The organism is Pseudomonas sp. LBUM1644, assembly GCF_059716195.1.
Map to the genome: position 1 here is coordinate 6,147,760 of NZ_CP166812.1, position 16,282 is coordinate 6,164,041.

The following is a 16,282-nucleotide window of genomic DNA, read 5'->3' on the forward strand; positions in this document are numbered from 1 at the left end:
CCTTTCTCCGGAAACCAGCGTCATATGCCGACAACTGCCGCCAATCGGAACGTTCCTACGTGAGAGTCAGACAGCCCCTGCTCGCTCTTCTGCTACTTGCCTCGTTCCTGGGCGGTTGCGCCAACCTCAATGTTCAGCGCGAACCAAGCCAGGCGTTACCCGCCAGTGACTCGGCGTTTGGCCGATCAATCCAGGCTCAGGCCGCGCCCCACCAAGGGCAATCCGGCTTTCGACTGCTGCCCAACAGCACCGAAGCCTTCACCGCCCGCGCCGAGCTGATCCGCAACGCCCAAAGCAGCCTCGATCTGCAGTACTACATCGTTCATGACGGCATCAGTACGCGGATGCTGGTGGACGAACTGCTCAAGGCGGCCGACCGTGGCGTGCGCGTGCGTATTCTGCTTGACGACACCACCAGCGACGGCCTGGACTGGATTATCGCGACGCTTGCAGCGCACCCGAAAATTCAGATCCGCCTGTTCAATCCGCTGCACTTAGGGCGCAGCACCGGTGTTACACGGACCCTGGGGCGCCTGTTCAATTTGTCGCAGCAGCACCGACGCATGCACAACAAACTCTGGCTGGCGGACAACAGCGTGGCCATTGTGGGCGGGCGCAACCTGGGCGACGAGTATTTCGATGCAGAGCCCAATCTGAATTTCACCGACATCGACATGCTCAGCGTCGGCCCGGTCGCCGAGCAACTGGGGCACAGCTTCGATCAGTACTGGAACAGCGCCCTGAGCAAGCCGATCGACGAATTTCTCACGAGCAAGCCGACGGCCAAGGACCTGGAGAACACCCGAACCCGACTCGAGGAATCTCTGGAGGAAACCCGCAAACAGAATCACGCGCTCTATCAGCAGTTGATGACCTACACGACACACCCGCGCATGGATATCTGGCGCCGGCAACTCATCTGGGCGTGGAACCAGGCGCTGTGGGATGCACCGAGCAAGGTGCTGGCTAATGGCGAACCGGACCCTCAGTTGCTGCTGACCACGCAGTTGGCGCCCGAGCTTAATGGCGTCAGTAAAGAGCTGATCATGATCTCGGCCTACTTCGTACCTGGCCAACCGGGATTGGTGTACCTGACCGGGCGTGCCGATGCCGGCGTCTCGGTGAGACTGCTGACCAACTCACTGGAAGCCACCGACGTGCCGGCGGTGCATGGCGGTTACGCGCCGTATCGCAAGGCGCTGCTGGAGCATGGCGTGCAGTTGTTTGAGTTGCGTCGCCAGCCCGGCGAAGGCGGTGGTAGCGGGCCGCATCTGTTTGCCAGCAAATCCTCGCAGGGTTCGGACTCCAGTCTGCACAGCAAAGCCATGATCTTCGATCAGCAGAAGTCTTTTATCGGCTCGTTCAACTTCGACCCGCGCTCGGTGCTGTGGAACACGGAAGTCGGCGTGCTGGTGGACAGCCCGGAACTGGCCAGACACCTCCGCGAACTGGCACTGCAGGGCATGGCGCCGCCCGTGAGTTACCAAGCGAAACTGGAGCAGGGCCAAATCGTCTGGGTCACTGAAGACGACGGCAAAATGCACACCCTCACCAAGGAACCGGGAAGCTGGTGGCGGCGCTTCAATGCCTGGATGAGCACCACCGTCGGCCTGGAGCGGATGTTGTAGGCGCGCGCCAGGTGCCAGAACGCGATCCGTAGCAGCTGGCGAAGCCTGCGTTCGGCTGCGCAGCAGTCGTAAACCCGGCTGGCAGGGTTTATCTGAAGGACCACGGCATTTGAATTTACGACTGCTGCGCAGCCGAACGCAGGCTTCGCCAGCTGCTACAAAACTACGCCGGCTGAGCCACGCCAAACGCCCCCTGCCGCGACACCAGAATCACCAATCCAAACGCCCCGGCCGCCATCAGCAGTGGTAACGCATGCCCACTGATCCACTGGCTGCCGGCACCGGCGGCCAAGGGTCCGACCAGGCAACCAATCCCCCACAACTGCGCGATGTGAGCATTAGCCCGCACCAGCGCATCGTCGCGATAGCGTTCGCCGATCAAAATCAATGACAAGGTAAACAAGCCCCCGGCACTGGCGCCAAACAACACCCACAACGGCCAGATCAGCAACGTGTCGATCAACAGCGGAATCGCCAGGCTCGACACCAGCAACACCACCGCACAGCCGGTGAACAACGTGCGCCGCGACAAGTGATCGGCCAACGCGCCAATCGGCAATTGCAACAACGCATCGCCCACTACCACTGTGCTGACCATCGCCAAAGCGATGTCCGTGGTGAAGCCCTGCTGCAGGCAATACACCGGCAGCAACGTCAGGATCATCGCTTCGAACGCCGCAAACAGCGACACTGCCCACGCAATGGCTGGCAGACCCCGGCAGAAGCCCAGCAAGTCACCAAAGGTCACGCTGCTCGCCTCACTGGTCGGTGCACCGCTACGGCCCAGCAACAGCAAGGGTGCCGCTACCAGCAAACCGACGCCGACCCAAAAACCGTAATCGTGCTCGGTGCCCAACGCGCCCAACAGCAACGGCCCACCCAGCTGACTCAACGCGTAGGTGCTGCCGTACAGCGCCACCAGTCGCCCGCGCCATTGCTCGACCACCAACTGGTTGATCCAGCTTTCACCGAGGATGAAAACAAGGGTCAGCACCACCCCGATCATCAACCGCAGCAGCAGCCAGATCGGATAACTGGGCAACAGCGCCAGCAGGCCGATGGACACCGCCCCGGCCCACAGGCACAGACGCATCAGATTGGCCGTGCCGAGACGCGCCGCCAAGTGGCTGGAGATCTTCGCGCCCAGCAGTACGCCAATGGCCGGCATCGCGGCCATCACGCCGATGGCGAACGAGCCGTAACCCCAGCTTTCCAGCCGAAACGACACCAACGGCATGCTGACGCCCAAGGCCAGGCCGACACTCAAGACAGACGCCAACACGGCGAAATAAGTCGCCCAACGCATGTTCCACGCTCCTGTGGATATTATTTTCAGACTGCACAAAGCACTGTGGGAGCGAGCTTTTGTGGCGAGGGGATTTATCCCCGTTGGGGCGCGTAGCGCCCCCAAAACCCGAACTGACGGAATATCAACTACACCGCGCGAACTGGTTTTGCGACTGCTGCGCAGCCGAACGGGGATAAATCCCCTCACCACAAAGGCTTGCTCCCACAGGGGTCTTTGTAGGTTTCGGGGGCCTGATCAGGCCCCCCTTTTACGACTTACAACTTGATCCAGGTCGCCTTCAGCTCGGTGTACTTGTCGAACGCGTGCAGCGATTTATCGCGGCCGTTGCCCGACTGTTTGAAGCCACCGAACGGTGCGGTCATGTCGCCGCCGTCGTACTGGTTGACCCACACGCTACCGGCACGCAGCGCCCTGGCGGTCAGGTGAGCCTTCGAGATGTCCTTGGTCCAGACCGCAGCGGCCAGGCCGTAAGGCGTGTCGTTGGCAATCGCAATGGCTTCTTCGGCGGTGTCAAAAGCGATGACCGACAGCACTGGGCCAAAGATCTCTTCCTGAGCGATTTTCATCGCGTTGCTCACGCCGTCGAAAATCGTTGGCTCCACGTAGGTGCCGCCGGTTTCCTGAAGAATGCGCTTACCGCCAGCCACCAGTTTGGCGCCATCGGTATGACCGGACTCAATGTAGGACAACACGGTGTTCATCTGCTGGGTATCCACCAGCGCGCCGACGTTGGTCGCCGGATCCAACGGATTGCCCGGCTTCCAGGTTTTCAGCGCTTCAATCACCAGCGGCAGGAAGGTGTCTTTGATCGAACGCTCGACCAGCAGACGCGAACCGGCAGTGCAGACTTCGCCCTGATTGAAGGCGATGGCGCCAGCAGCGGCTTCGGCAGCCTCTTGCAGATTCGGTGCATCGGCAAACACGATGTTCGGGCTCTTGCCGCCGGCTTCAAGCCAGACGCGCTTCATGTTCGATTCGCCGGAGTAGATCAGCAGCTGCTTGGCGATCTTGGTCGAACCGGTGAACACCAGGGTGTCGACGTCGTTGTGCAGGGCCAAGGCCTTGCCAACGGTGTGACCGTAACCCGGCAGCACGTTCAGCACGCCTTTCGGGATGCCGGCTTCGACGGCCAGCGCAGCGATGCGGATGGCGGTCAATGGGGATTTTTCGGACGGCTTGAGGATCACCGAGTTGCCGGTGGACAGCGCCGGGCCGAGTTTCCAGCAGGCCATCATCAACGGGAAGTTCCACGGCACGATGGCGCCGACGACGCCGACCGGCTCGCGGGTTACCAGACCCAGCTGATCGTGCGGGGTCGCTGCGACTTCATCGTAGATCTTGTCGATGGCTTCGCCGCTCCAGCTCAGGGCTTGCGCCGCGCCGGGAACGTCGATGTACAGGGAATCGCTGATTGGCTTGCCCATGTCCAGTGTTTCAAGCAGGGCCAGCTCTTCGGCGTGCTGCTTGAGCAGGCCGGCGAAACGGATCATGGTGGCTTTGCGCTTGGTCGGCGCCAGGCGCGACCAGGCGCCGGAATTGAAGGTGGCGCGAGCGTTTTCAACAGCGCGCTGGGCGTCGGCGGCGTCACAGCTGGCAATCTTGCCCAGCAGACGGCCATCGACCGGGCTGATGCATTCGAAAGTCTCGCTGGAGACGGCATCGGTGTATTCGCCATTGATGTAGGCGCGGCCTTCGATCTTCAGATCGCGAGCCCGTTGTTCCCAATCGGCACGAGTCAGGGTGGTCATTCGAGTGTCCTCCTCTTATTGAATACGAGCGCCGCGCGTTCTTCGCGGGCGTCCCCAGGAATTCTGCCCGGCCAGCCTGCATTTTCGGCCCAAGGCAACCGCCACCCTAAACCAGCGGCAGGTGAAGTTTCAATATATTTGACATAACACCGTCAAACGGCCTTGCGATGTTCATTTTAATAAACATAGACTTTGGTCTTTCTAACCACTCGCGCCGCAATCACGGGGGATAACAACAATGAGCATCCAGGACATCGTCGACTTCAGCCAGGCCACCACCCAGCCCGATCGCTATCGGCCGGACCCGGCAAAAGTCCTCAAGGGCGACCCCGAGCAAGCGGTGTACAACCACTACAACAGCCCTTGCGGCCAGTTGAATGCAGGCGTTTGGGAAGGTGCGGTCGGCCAATGGCACGTGAATTTCACTGAGCACGAATACTGTGAAATCGTGCAGGGCGTTTCAGTGCTGCGCGATAACGACGGCAACAGTAAAACCGTGCGCGCGGGCGATCGCTTCGTGATCCCGGCCGGGTTCAGGGGCACCTGGGAAGTGCTGGAGACATGCCGCAAAATCTATGTGGCGTTTGAACAGAAGGCCTGAGGATTTGTGTTGTTCGGGCTGGCCCCTTCGCGAGCAAGCCCGCTCCCACATTTGATTTGCGTCGTTCACAAACCCAATGTGGGAGCGGGCTTGCTCGCGAAGAGGCCGGTCCAGACAACGCAAAATTGACAGGCAACAAAAAAGGCCCGTATCTCGCGATACGGGCCTTTTTCGTAAAGAGGAAAAAATCAATTACTTGATTTTGCCTTCCTTGTAGATCACGTGCTTGCGAACAACCGGATCAAATTTCTTGATCTCGATTTTGTCCGGGGTAGTACGCTTGTTCTTGTCGGTAGTGTAGAAGTGACCAGTACCGGCGCTCGAAATCAAACGAATCAATTCACGCATGATTAGCTCCCTTAGATCTTGCCGGCTTTGCGGATTTCGGCCAGCACGACAGTGATGCCACGCTTGTCGATGATACGCATGCCTTTGGCAGATACGCGCAGACGCACGAAACGTTTCTCTTCTTCAACCCAGAAGCGATGATGCTGCAGGTTCGGCAGGAAACGACGACGGGTTTTGTTGTTTGCGTGGGAAATGTTATTCCCAGTCACCGGACCCTTACCGGTAACTTGACATACTCTCGACATGCCTCAGCCCTCTAAAACCACATGCCCAACCCGGCATGGGTTGGCCGCTTAATCTCTCAGTCATTTGGCGCCAGGCGCCGCGTTTCTTTAGAGGTCTTACCGGCTACACCTACAGTGAAGGAACCGGGCCCCTAGAAAAGAGCGCTGCTTTATACCAGAAAGACTGAAGAGCAACAACATTCCGTGTGCGTGGAGTTGATAAAAACCCCATTTTTCCGGCTCCGAGCGCCTTGGATAAAGGCTATCGTCGCTAGAGACCGCTCGTCGCAGAGAATCGGCCAACACGCCAATTCAGGATTTTTCTCAATCGGCACGCACCGAAAACAATCGCACATAGTCCCCTTAAAATGAAAAAGGGGATAGTCATTTGCAAAAGAGCCCACTAGGGTAAGCATTTTCCAGACTGCACTTGCAGATGGGCCTTCGATCTGTAAAGGAATCCGACCATGCGCCTCGCTGCCCTACCGCTGTTGCTCGCCCCCCTTCTGCTGAGCCCGTTGGCCCATGCCGCCGCGCTGAGCGTGTGCACCGAGGCCAGCCCGGAAGGGTTCGACGTGGTGCAATACAATTCGCTGACCACCACCAACGCCTCGGCCGACGTGCTGATGAACCGCCTGGTGGACTTTGACACGGCCAGCGGCAAAGTGGTCGCCAGCCTGGCGGACAGCTGGGAAGTCACGCCAGACGGCCTGACTTACATCTTCAAATTGCACCCGCAGGTGAAATTCCACCGCACCGAGTACTTCAGCCCGACGCGTGAACTGACGGCCGAAGACGTGAAATTCAGCTTCGACCGTATGCTCGACCCGGCACACCCGTGGCACAAGGTTGCCCAAAGCGGCTTTCCGCACGCCCAATCGATGCAATTGCCCGCGCTTATCAAGAAGATCGATGCACTGGATCCGCTGACCATACGCTTCACGCTTGATCACCCGGACTCGACCTTCCTCGCAACCCTCAGCATGGGCTTCGCCTCGATTTACTCCGCCGAATACGCCGACAAATTGCTCAAGGCCGGCACTCCAGAGAAGCTCAACAGCCAGCCAATCGGCAGCGGACCGTTCGTTTTCACGCGCTTCCAGAAAGATGCCTCAATTCGCTACAAGGCAAATCCGGACTACTTCCGCGGCAAGCCGTCGGTGGATCCGTTGATCTTCGCCATCACCCCGGATGCCAACGTACGGTTGCAGAAGTTGCGCCGCAACGAGTGCCAGATTGCCCTATCGCCCAAGCCACTGGACGTACAGGCCGCGCTGAAAGAACCGACCCTGAACGTCGAAAAGACTGACGCCTTCATGACCGCGTTCGTCGGCATCAACAGCCAGCATCCGCCGCTGGACAAACCTGAAGTGCGCCAGGCGATCAACCTCGCATTCGACAAGGCCAACTACATCAAAGCCGTGTTCGAAGACACCGCCGAGGCTGCCGACGGCCCGTACCCGCCCAACACCTGGAGCTACGCCAAAGGCTTGCCGGGCTACCCGCATGACGTTGCAAAAGCTCGCGCACTGATGGCCAAGGCCGGGCTCAAGGACGGTTTCCAGACCACGATCTGGACTCGCCCTTCCGGCAGTTTGCTGAACCCGAACCCGAGCCTCGGCGCTCAACTGCTGCAATCCGACCTCGCGGAAATAGGCATCCAAGCCGAGATTCGGGTGATCGAATGGGGCGAACTGATTCGCCGCGCCAAGGCCGGCGAGCATGACCTGCTGTTCATGGGCTGGGCCGGCGACAACGGCGATCCGGACAACTTCCTCACGCCGCAGTTTTCCTGCGCGGCGGTCAAGTCCGGCACCAACTTCGCCCGTTACTGCAACCAGGACCTGGATAAGCTGATCAGCGCCGGCAAGACCACCGGCGAGCAAGGCGTACGCACCAAGCTCTACGAACAGGCCCAGGCGCAGATCCAGCAGCAGGCGCTGTGGCTGCCGCTGGCGCATCCGACTGCGTTCGCCCTGACGCGCAAAGAAGTCGAGGGTTATTCGGTCAGCCCATTCGGCCGGCAGGACTACTCGAAGGTCAACCTCAAATAATCCGCCCCGACACAAAACCTGTAGGAGCGAGCTTGCTCGCGATGATCGTCAACGATAACGCGGTAAACCTGACACCCCGTGGCGCTCTCAGGTTTATCGCGAGCAAGCTCGCTCCTACAGTTACATCCACCCGTATTCGGCCATGGACAGCGGATCGCCGTCGCCGATGATGAAATGGTCGAGCACCCGCACATCGATCAGCTCCAGCGCCTCCTGCAGGCGCTTGGTCAGTTTTCGATCGGCCTGACTGGGATCGGAATTGCCCGAAGGATGGTTGTGGCAGAGGATCACCGCTGCGGCATTGTGGGCCAAAGCACGCTTCACTACTTGGCGCGGATAAACGCTGGTGCAGTCGATGGAGCCGCGAAACAGCGATTCAAACGCCAGCACCCGATGCTTAGAATCCAGAAAGAGGCAGGCGAATACCTCATGAGGCTCATGACGCAGCATCGACTTGAGGTAATCACGCACCGCCAAAGGATTCTCCAGCACTGAGTTGTGACGCAGGCGCTCAGCCAGATGCCGACGGGCCATCTCCAACACCGCCTGCAACTGCGCAAATTTGGCCGGCCCGAGGCCGAGTTCACCACTAAAGGTCCGTAAATCCGCTTCCAGCAATCTGCGCAGACTGCCAAATTGGCTCAAGAGATGTCGCGCCAGATCCACGGCGCTTTTACCGGACACCCCGGTTCGAAGGAAGATAGCCAGAAGCTCAGCGTCCGAAAGGCTTGTCGCCCCCTGCTCCAACAGCTTCTCCCGTGGCCGCTCTGCCGCTGGCCAATCGCGAATACTCATAGCACCTCCCTGGAATGTGGGCACCGCTGTTCCGTAGCGGTCGCTGTGATATCGTAGCCCATCTTTTTTGCGGGCGATTTCATCCCTGGGGAGGGGGTATCGCCATGCAGTCATCAACGAAATGAAAGGCAGACCTATGCAGCGGCTGTATCGGAAACGCATCGTTCTGGGCGTCGGCGGCGGCATCGCGGCCTACAAGAGCGCCGACCTGGTTCGCCGACTGATCGACCAGGGCGCCGAAGTGCGCGTGGTCATGACCCGTGGCGGCAGCGAGTTCATTACGCCACTGACCATGCAGGCCTTGTCCGGGCACCCGGTCCACCTCGACCTGCTGGACCCGGCGGCCGAAGCCGCGATGGGGCACATCGAGCTGGCCAAATGGGCCGACCTGGTGCTGATCGCGCCGGCCACTGCGGACCTGATCGCCCGCTTGGCCCAAGGCATTGCCGACGACCTGCTGACCACGCTGGTGCTGGCCACCGACGCGGTGGTCGCCGTTGCACCGGCGATGAACCAGGCCATGTGGCGCGACCCGGCGACCCAGGCCAACCTGCAAACCCTCGAAAGCCGCCACATCAAAGCCTTCGGCCCGGCCTCCGGCAGTCAAGCCTGCGGCGATGTCGGCCTGGGCCGCATGCTTGAAGCCGTCGAGCTCGCCCAATGCGCGGCGGACTGCTTCCAGCGCAAGGCGCTAACCGGCAAACACGTGCTGATCACCGCCGGCCCGACCCAGGAAAACATCGACCCTGTGCGCTACATCACCAACCACAGCTCCGGAAAAATGGGCTTTGCCCTGGCCGAAGCGGCAGTGGAAGCCGGCGCTCGCGTAACCCTGATCACCGGCCCCGTGCACCTGCCGACCCCGGATCGCGTCACCCGTATCGACGTGGTCAGCGCCCGCGACATGCTCGCCGCCTGCGAAGCCGCGATCCCCTGCGACCTGTTTATCGCTTCTGCAGCGGTCGCAGACTACCGCCCGGAAGTCGTCGCCCCACAGAAACTCAAGAAAGACCCTACGAACGGCGACGGCTTGTTGCTACAGATGGTGCGCAACCCGGACATCCTGGCCAGCATCGCTACCCGCCCTGACCGTCCGTTCAGTGTCGGTTTCGCCGCCGAAACCGAACACCTGCTCGACTACGCTGCACGCAAGCTGAAAGACAAGAACCTCGATTTGATTGTCGCCAACGACGTCGCCAACCCGAGCATTGGCTTCAACAGCGAAGAAAACGCCTGCAGCGTGATCGACCGCCAGCTCCACGCCACACTTTTCGCCCAGACCAGCAAGAGCAAGATTGCTCGCCAGCTGATCACTTTTATCGCCGACCGTCTGAACCAGGTTTAATTTACATGCACGCTTTGCAAGCCAAGATCCTCGACCCACGCATCGGCAGCGAATTCCCGTTGCCACAGTACGCCACTCCAGGCTCCGCCGGCCTCGACCTGCGCGCCATGCTGGAAAAAGACACCGTGATCAAGCCGGGCGAAACCCTGCTGATCCCGACCGGCCTGTCGGTCTACATTGGTGATCCAGGTTTGGCCGCGCTGATTCTGCCGCGCTCCGGCCTGGGCCATAAGCACGGCATCGTGCTGGGCAACCTGGTCGGCTTGATCGACTCCGATTACCAGGGCCCGCTGATGGTGTCTTGCTGGAACCGCGGCCAAACCGATTTCAACATGGTGGTTGGCGAGCGACTGGCCCAACTGGTTCTGGTGCCGGTTGTCCAGGCACACTTCGAAATGGTCGAAGAGTTCGTCGAAACCGAGCGCGGCACCGGTGGTTTCGGGCACTCCGGTAGCCATTGATCCCGTGTAGGAGCTGCCGCAGGCTGCGATCTTTTGATTTTGGTTTTTTTAAGAACAAGATCAAAAGATCGCAGCCTGCGGCAGCTCCTACGGGAAATCGCGCAATATTCGCGACAGTTTTAGCTCCGAAAATCAAGGTATTGGCCGGCCTGGTACTGACTGGCATTGGTGGCATGGCCTTTTCGCACCACGAACTCTCTGCGGAAAACGCCGTCATATCCTTCAGTTTGAACCTGCCGACGAGTTCTTCGCGCACAGGTCCAACCACTTTCAAGATGGAGCATTTCCAGTAATGAGCAGCCCAGCCCAAGTCGCACCCAAGTTCCCTGACAGCATCTTCCGCGCCTACGACATTCGCGGTACCGTCCCGGAATTCCTGAATGCTGAAACCGCTTATTGGCTCGGTCGCGCCATCGGCGCCCAGAGTCTGGCTCAGGGCGAACCGAATGTTTCCGTTGGCCGCGACGGTCGCCTGTCCGGCCCGGAACTGGTCGAACAATTGATCAAAGGCCTGGCCGAAGCCGGTTGCCACGTCAGCGACGTTGGCCTGGTGCCAACGCCTGCGCTGTACTACGCCGCCAACGTACTGGCCGGCAAATCCGGTGTCATGCTCACCGGCAGCCACAACCCATCGAACTACAACGGTTTCAAAATCGTGATCGCTGGCGACACCCTCGCCAACGAACAGATCCAGGCCCTGCATGACCGTCTCAAGACCAACAACCTGAGCAGCGGCAAGGGCAGTATCACCCAGGTCGAGATCCTCGATCGCTACAACACCGAAATCGTTCAGGACGTCAAACTGGCTCGCCGCCTCAAAGTCGTGGTCGACTGCGGCAACGGCGCGGCCGGCGTGATCGCCCCGCAACTGATCGAAGCGCTGAACTGCGAAGTCATCCCGCTGTTCTGCGACGTCGACGGCAACTTCCCGAACCACCACCCGGACCCGGGCAAGCCTGAAAACCTCGTGGACCTGATCGCCAAGGTCAAGGAAACCAATGCCGACATCGGCCTGGCCTTCGATGGCGACGGTGACCGTGTCGGCGTGGTGACCAACACCGGCAGCATCGTCTACCCGGACCGCCTGCTGATGCTGTTCGCCCGCGACGTGCTCGCGCGCAACGCTGACGCGGAAATCATCTTCGACGTCAAATGCACCCGCCGCCTGACGCCGTTGATCAAGGAATATGGCGGTCGCCCGCTAATGTGGAAGACCGGTCACTCGTTGATCAAAAAGAAAATGAAGCACACCGGCGCCCTGTTGGCCGGCGAAATGAGCGGGCATATCTTCTTCAAGGAGCGCTGGTTCGGTTTTGACGACGGCATTTACAGCGCTGCGCGCCTGCTGGAGATTCTCAGCAAGGAAAAATCCACCGCGGAAGAGCTGTTTGCGACCTTCCCGAACGATATTTCTACGCCGGAAATCAATATCCATGTGACCGAAGAGAGCAAATTCAGCATCATTGATGCACTGCACGACGCGAAGTGGGGCGAAGGCGCCGACCTGACCACCATCGACGGCGTGCGAGTCGACTACGCCAAAGGCTGGGGCCTGGTGCGCGCGTCCAACACCACACCGGTGCTGGTGCTGCGTTTCGAGGCTGATGACGAGGCGGAATTGCAGCGCATCAAGGACGTTTTCAAAGTCCAGTTGAAGCGTGTTGCACCTGATCTCCAACTACCGTTTTGATTTATTGACGCGCCTTTTATCGAAGTGCCGGAGCCCTGAATGACCCTCGAACGCGAAGCCGCCGCCAACACCGCCAAGGTCCTGTCCGAAGCGTTGCCTTACATTCGCCGTTATGTCGGCAAGACGCTGGTGATCAAATACGGCGGCAACGCAATGGAAAGCGAGGAGCTGAAAACCGGCTTCGCCCGCGACATCGTGCTGATGAAAGCCGTGGGCATCAACCCGGTGGTGGTTCACGGTGGCGGCCCGCAGATCGGCGACCTGCTCAAGCGTCTGTCGATCGAGAGCCACTTCATTGATGGCATGCGCGTCACTGACGCGCAGACCATGGATGTGGTGGAAATGGTCCTTGGCGGCCAGGTGAACAAGGACATCGTCAACCTGATCAACCGTCATGGCGGCAGCGCAATCGGCCTGACGGGTAAAGACGCCGAGCTGATTCGCGCGAAGAAACTCACCGTGACCCGCCAGACGCCGGAGATGACCCAACCGGAAATCATCGACATCGGGCAAGTGGGCGAAGTGGTCGGGATCAATACCGACTTGCTGAACCTGCTGGTCAAAGGCGACTTCATTCCGGTGATCGCGCCGATTGGTGTTGGCGCCAACGGTGAGTCCTACAACATCAACGCCGATCTGGTGGCCGGTAAAGTGGCCGAAGCGCTGAAGGCTGAAAAGCTGATGCTGCTGACCAACATCGCCGGCCTGATGGACAAGTCGGGCACGGTTCTCACCGGCCTGACCACCCAACAGGTCGACGAACTGATCGCCGACGGCACCATCTACGGCGGCATGCTGCCGAAGATTCGTTGTGCGCTGGAGGCGGTTCAGGGCGGTGTGGGCAGCTCGTTGATCATCGATGGCCGGGTGCCGAATGCGATTCTGCTGGAGATCTTCACCGATACCGGCGTGGGCACTTTGATCAGTAATCGCAAGCGTCACTAAGCGATAGCGCATACAAAAAGACCCCGCTCAACTGGCTGAGCGGGGTCTTTTTTTGCCCGCGATCCCTGCGGGAATTTATCACCCCTGTAGGAGCTGCCGAAGGCTGCGATCTTTTGACTTTGGCTTTCTAAAAACAAGATCAAAAGATCGCAGCCTTCGGCAGCTCCCACAGGGGGATTGCGTTACACGCCGAATTGGGCGCGGTAGGCTTCTACGGCTGGCAGATGCTGCTTGAGCTGCGGATCATCAGCCAGGAATTCCAGCACCTGGTTCAGCGACACAATGCTGATCACCGGAATCCCGAAGTCACGCTCAACTTCCTGGATCGCCGACAACTCACCATTGCCACGCTCCTGACGGTTCAAGGCGATCAGCACGCCCGCCGCCTTGGCGCCGTCCTGGGAAGCGATGATCTGCATCACTTCGCGGATGGCGGTACCCGCCGTGATCACGTCATCGATGATCAGCACGTCGCCGGTCAGCGGAGCGCCAACCAGGCTGCCGCCTTCGCCGTGGGCCTTGGCTTCCTTGCGGTTGAAGCACCATGGCAGGTCACGGTCGTGATGTTCGGCCAGGGCCACTGCAGTGGTCGCCGCCAAAGGGATGCCTTTGTAGGCCGGACCGAACAGCACGTCGAACGCAATGCCGCTCTCGACGATGGCTGCCGCGTAGAAACGACCCAACTGCGCCAAGGCAGAACCGGAGTTGAACAGGCCGGCATTGAAGAAGTAAGGACTGGTGCGCCCGGACTTCAGGGTGAACTCACCGAAGCGCAAAACGCCGCGATCGATGGCAAAACGAATGAAATCGCGCTGATACGCTTGCATGAAAAAAACCCCAAATACCACGGATTTAGCTAATTAGGTTGACGCCGTGTATCATACACGCACGCGATTTTTGGGGCCATTTATGCGGATCATCAGTGTGAACGTCAATGGTATTCAGGCTGCAGTGGAGCGAGGTTTGCTCAGTTGGCTGCAAGCACAGAATGCCGACGTCATCTGCCTGCAGGACACCCGCGCCTCCGCCTTTGAACTGGACGATCCAGCCTTCCAACTGGATGGATACTTCCTTTATGCCTGCGAAGCCGAAGTTCCCGCCCAGGGTGGCGTGGCTTTGTATTCGCGGCTGCAACCGAAGGCTGTCATCAGCGGTCTCGGTTTCGAGACGGCCGACCGCTACGGGCGCTACCTGCAAGCCGATTTCGACAAGGTCAGCATCGCGACCTTACTGCTCCCTTCGGGGCAGAATGGCGATGAAGATTTGAATCAGAAGTTCAAGCTAATGGACGACTTCGCCCGTTATCTGGATAAACAGCGACGCAAACGTCGCGAGTACATTTACTGTGGCTCGCTGTACGTGGCGCAACAGAAGCTGGATATCAAGAACTGGCGCGACAGCCAGCAATCCCCGGGCTTCCTGGCACCTGAACGTGCCTGGATGGACGAGATTGTCGGCAACATGGGTTACGTCGATGCCCTGCGCGAAGTCAGCCGTGAAGGCGACCAGTACAGCTGGTGGCCGGATAACGAACAGGCCGAGATGCTCAACCTCGGTTGGCGCTTCGACTATCAGTTGCTGACACCGGGCCTGCGTCGCTTCGTTCGCAGCGCACGCTTGCCACGTCAACCACGGTTCTCGCAGCACGCGCCGCTGATCGTGGACTACGACTGGACGCTGACCATTTAATTTGCACTGGTCGGATAAACAAAATGCCCGTATCGCAAGATACGGGCATTTTTCGTATGCACTATATCAACACAGGTTCAATGGCCTGAACTTCATACGGCGGCAAAAAACGGCAGAGCAAGGTACAACTTGATCACAATGACATTAATGATGTCGATGAAGAACGCCCCCACCATTGGCACCACTAGAAAGGCTATTTGCGAAGGTCCGTAGCGCTGTGTCACCGCTTGCATGTTAGCGATGGCAGTTGGCGTTGCACCCAGTCCAAAACCGCAGTGTCCAGCCGCCAAGACCGCCGCATCATAGTTACTACCCATGACTCTAAACGTCACGAAAATCGCAAACAACGCCATTACCAATGCTTGCGCAGCCAGGATAATGAAGATCGGCAAAGCCAGTGCAGCCAGGTCCCACAGTTTGAGCGACATCAGAGCGATCGCCAGAAACAGCGACAGGCTGACGTTCCCCAGCACGGAGACTTCACGCTCAAACACTTGATACAGACCCAGTGCGGAAAGCCCGTTGCGTAAAACCACTCCCATGAACAAGACGCAAACGAACGTCGGCAACTCAAATGCAGAGCCGTGGAGCAGGCCATTCAAGAGGGATCCTGCCATCAAACTGACGGCGATCAGAGCAAGGGTCTCGATAAACGAAAATGGCGTGATCGAGCGCTCTTTGTTCGGCTGCTCAAAGCCCTTTGGCAGCCGCGGCTTATCTTGCTCACAGCCGGGCGTCTGAACGCGTTTAATGAGCAGGCGAGCGACCGGACCACCAATCAAACCACCCAGCACCAGGCCAAACGTCGCGGAGGCCATCGCAAGCTCAGACGCGGAAGCCAGACCGAACTTCTCACTGAACGTCGCCCCCCAAGCAGCGCCAGTACCGTGACCGCCAGATAATGTAATCGAGCCCGTCAACAAGCCCATCAACGGATCAAGCCCCAAGGCCTTTGCGAGCCCGATGCCCATGGCATTCTGGACCACCAGAAGCCCAATGACCGCCAGTAGAAAAACCCCCACTACGCGCCCGCCTTTCTTCAGGCTGGCGAAATCTGCACTCAAGCCAATGGTGGCAAAAAACGCCAGCATCAAGGGCGTCTGCAGGGAAGTATCAAAGCGGACTTCGAGATCAAGGCCCCGAAACGCCAAGAGAATCAGGGCGACCACCAGGCCACCGGCTACGGGTTCAGGAATGTTGTAGGCCCGCAAGAAACCAACACGTGTGACAAGTCCACGCCCCAGCAATAGCACTAAAGAGGCGGCCACAAGTGTTCCGTAAAAATCGAGTTGAATCATTGGAGTTATTCTTTGATATATATTCAGGGGGCGAACTTTTTACCTGGACACGCCTCTTGAACAGGTTGATCTCTCAACGCTGGTTAGTACTAGATTCAAGGACCGTCAATGGTCAGAACATATCGAAATATTTCTTGATAAATATTA

Annotated in this window: 14 protein-coding genes and 2 pseudogenes; 9 read left to right on the top strand and 7 right to left on the bottom strand. The window is 59.0% G+C overall.

Going from position 1 to position 16,282, the window contains the following annotated elements; translation table 11 throughout:
* Positions 1 to 59 precede the first annotated feature (59 nt).
* Positions 60 to 1,628, top strand: a complete 1,569-nt coding sequence (locus ACA052_RS28305) for a phospholipase D family protein (protein ID WP_497647746.1) — start codon at positions 60 to 62, stop codon at positions 1,626 to 1,628.
* 163 nt (positions 1,629 to 1,791) lie between these two features.
* On the opposite strand, the gene ACA052_RS28310 is transcribed toward ACA052_RS28305, so the two are convergent.
* On the bottom strand, positions 1,792 to 2,934 hold the full coding sequence (locus ACA052_RS28310) for an MFS transporter (protein ID WP_497647747.1): 1,143 nt from the start codon (positions 2,932 to 2,934) through the stop codon (positions 1,792 to 1,794).
* A 257-nt stretch (positions 2,935 to 3,191) separates the two neighbouring features.
* Entirely contained in the window at positions 3,192 to 4,685 is a 1,494-nt protein-coding gene (locus ACA052_RS28315; protein WP_497647748.1) for an aldehyde dehydrogenase, read from the bottom strand.
* Positions 4,686 to 4,923: 238 nt separating this feature from the next.
* Between ACA052_RS28315 and ACA052_RS28320 the strand changes: the two genes are divergently transcribed.
* Positions 4,924 to 5,286, top strand: coding sequence for a cupin domain-containing protein (locus ACA052_RS28320; protein ID WP_219094636.1), 363 nt, complete (start codon positions 4,924 to 4,926; stop codon positions 5,284 to 5,286).
* A gap of 192 nt (positions 5,287 to 5,478) precedes the next feature.
* Here ACA052_RS28320 and rpmG read toward each other — a convergent pair whose 3' ends face one another.
* Together rpmG and rpmB are read right to left on the bottom strand one after the other, a co-directional pair.
* On the bottom strand, positions 5,479 to 5,634 hold the full coding sequence (gene rpmG / locus ACA052_RS28325; protein ID WP_007894709.1) for a 50S ribosomal protein L33: 156 nt from the start codon (positions 5,632 to 5,634) through the stop codon (positions 5,479 to 5,481).
* A gap of 11 nt (positions 5,635 to 5,645) precedes the next feature.
* Entirely contained in the window at positions 5,646 to 5,879 is a 234-nt protein-coding gene (gene rpmB / locus ACA052_RS28330; RefSeq protein ID WP_007894701.1) for a 50S ribosomal protein L28, read from the bottom strand.
* A 446-nt stretch (positions 5,880 to 6,325) separates the two neighbouring features.
* On the opposite strand from rpmB, the gene ACA052_RS28335 reads away from it, so the two are divergent.
* Both ACA052_RS28335 and ACA052_RS28340 read left to right on the top strand, forming a co-directional pair.
* Positions 6,326 to 7,912: an ABC transporter substrate-binding protein gene (locus tag ACA052_RS28335; protein ID WP_497647749.1), complete on the top strand. Its 1,587-nt coding sequence runs from the start codon at positions 6,326 to 6,328 to the stop codon at positions 7,910 to 7,912.
* Positions 7,909 to 8,034, top strand: a pseudogene (locus ACA052_RS28340) (outer membrane lipoprotein carrier protein LolA); the annotation flags it as partial. The gene ACA052_RS28335 and the pseudogene ACA052_RS28340, both read left to right, overlap by 4 nt.
* On the opposite strand, the gene radC reads toward ACA052_RS28340, so the two are convergent.
* Positions 8,033 to 8,707: a RadC family protein gene (radC, locus tag ACA052_RS28345; RefSeq protein ID WP_497650411.1), complete on the bottom strand. Its 675-nt coding sequence runs from the start codon at positions 8,705 to 8,707 to the stop codon at positions 8,033 to 8,035. The pseudogene ACA052_RS28340 and the gene radC overlap by 2 nt on opposite strands.
* 136 nt (positions 8,708 to 8,843) lie before the next feature.
* On the opposite strand from radC, the gene coaBC reads away from it, so the two are divergent.
* From coaBC to argB, 4 genes and pseudogenes are all read left to right on the top strand, one after another.
* The gene (gene coaBC, locus ACA052_RS28350) at positions 8,844 to 10,052 is read left to right on the top strand and encodes a bifunctional phosphopantothenoylcysteine decarboxylase/phosphopantothenate--cysteine ligase CoaBC (RefSeq protein ID WP_497650412.1); all 1,209 of its coding nucleotides are present in this window, start codon (positions 8,844 to 8,846) and stop codon (positions 10,050 to 10,052) included.
* A gap of 5 nt (positions 10,053 to 10,057) precedes the next feature.
* Positions 10,058 to 10,513, top strand: a complete 456-nt coding sequence (gene dut, locus ACA052_RS28355; protein WP_497647750.1) for a dUTP diphosphatase — start codon at positions 10,058 to 10,060, stop codon at positions 10,511 to 10,513.
* A 286-nt stretch (positions 10,514 to 10,799) separates the two neighbouring features.
* Positions 10,800 to 12,203: pseudogene (locus ACA052_RS28360) on the top strand (phosphomannomutase/phosphoglucomutase); the annotation flags it as partial.
* A gap of 39 nt (positions 12,204 to 12,242) precedes the next feature.
* Positions 12,243 to 13,148 carry an acetylglutamate kinase gene (argB, locus tag ACA052_RS28365; protein WP_010465204.1) on the top strand — a complete coding sequence of 302 codons (906 nt, stop codon included), beginning with the start codon at positions 12,243 to 12,245 and terminating at the stop codon, positions 13,146 to 13,148.
* A gap of 182 nt (positions 13,149 to 13,330) precedes the next feature.
* On the opposite strand, the gene pyrE is transcribed toward argB, so the two are convergent.
* A complete protein-coding gene (gene pyrE, locus ACA052_RS28370) occupies positions 13,331 to 13,975 on the bottom strand; it encodes an orotate phosphoribosyltransferase (protein ID WP_008030591.1) in 645 nt (214 codons plus the stop codon).
* Positions 13,976 to 14,057: 82 nt separating this feature from the next.
* Here pyrE and crc point away from each other — a divergent pair, with 82 nt between their 5' ends.
* Positions 14,058 to 14,837, top strand: coding sequence for a catabolite repression control protein Crc (gene crc, locus ACA052_RS28375; protein ID WP_007934608.1), 780 nt, complete (start codon positions 14,058 to 14,060; stop codon positions 14,835 to 14,837).
* Positions 14,838 to 14,929: 92 nt separating this feature from the next.
* Here the strand turns inward: crc and gltS are convergent, their stop codons facing one another.
* The gene (gene gltS, locus ACA052_RS28380; protein WP_497647751.1) at positions 14,930 to 16,135 is read right to left on the bottom strand and encodes a sodium/glutamate symporter; all 1,206 of its coding nucleotides are present in this window, start codon (positions 16,133 to 16,135) and stop codon (positions 14,930 to 14,932) included.
* Positions 16,136 to 16,282: the final 147 nt, after the last annotated feature.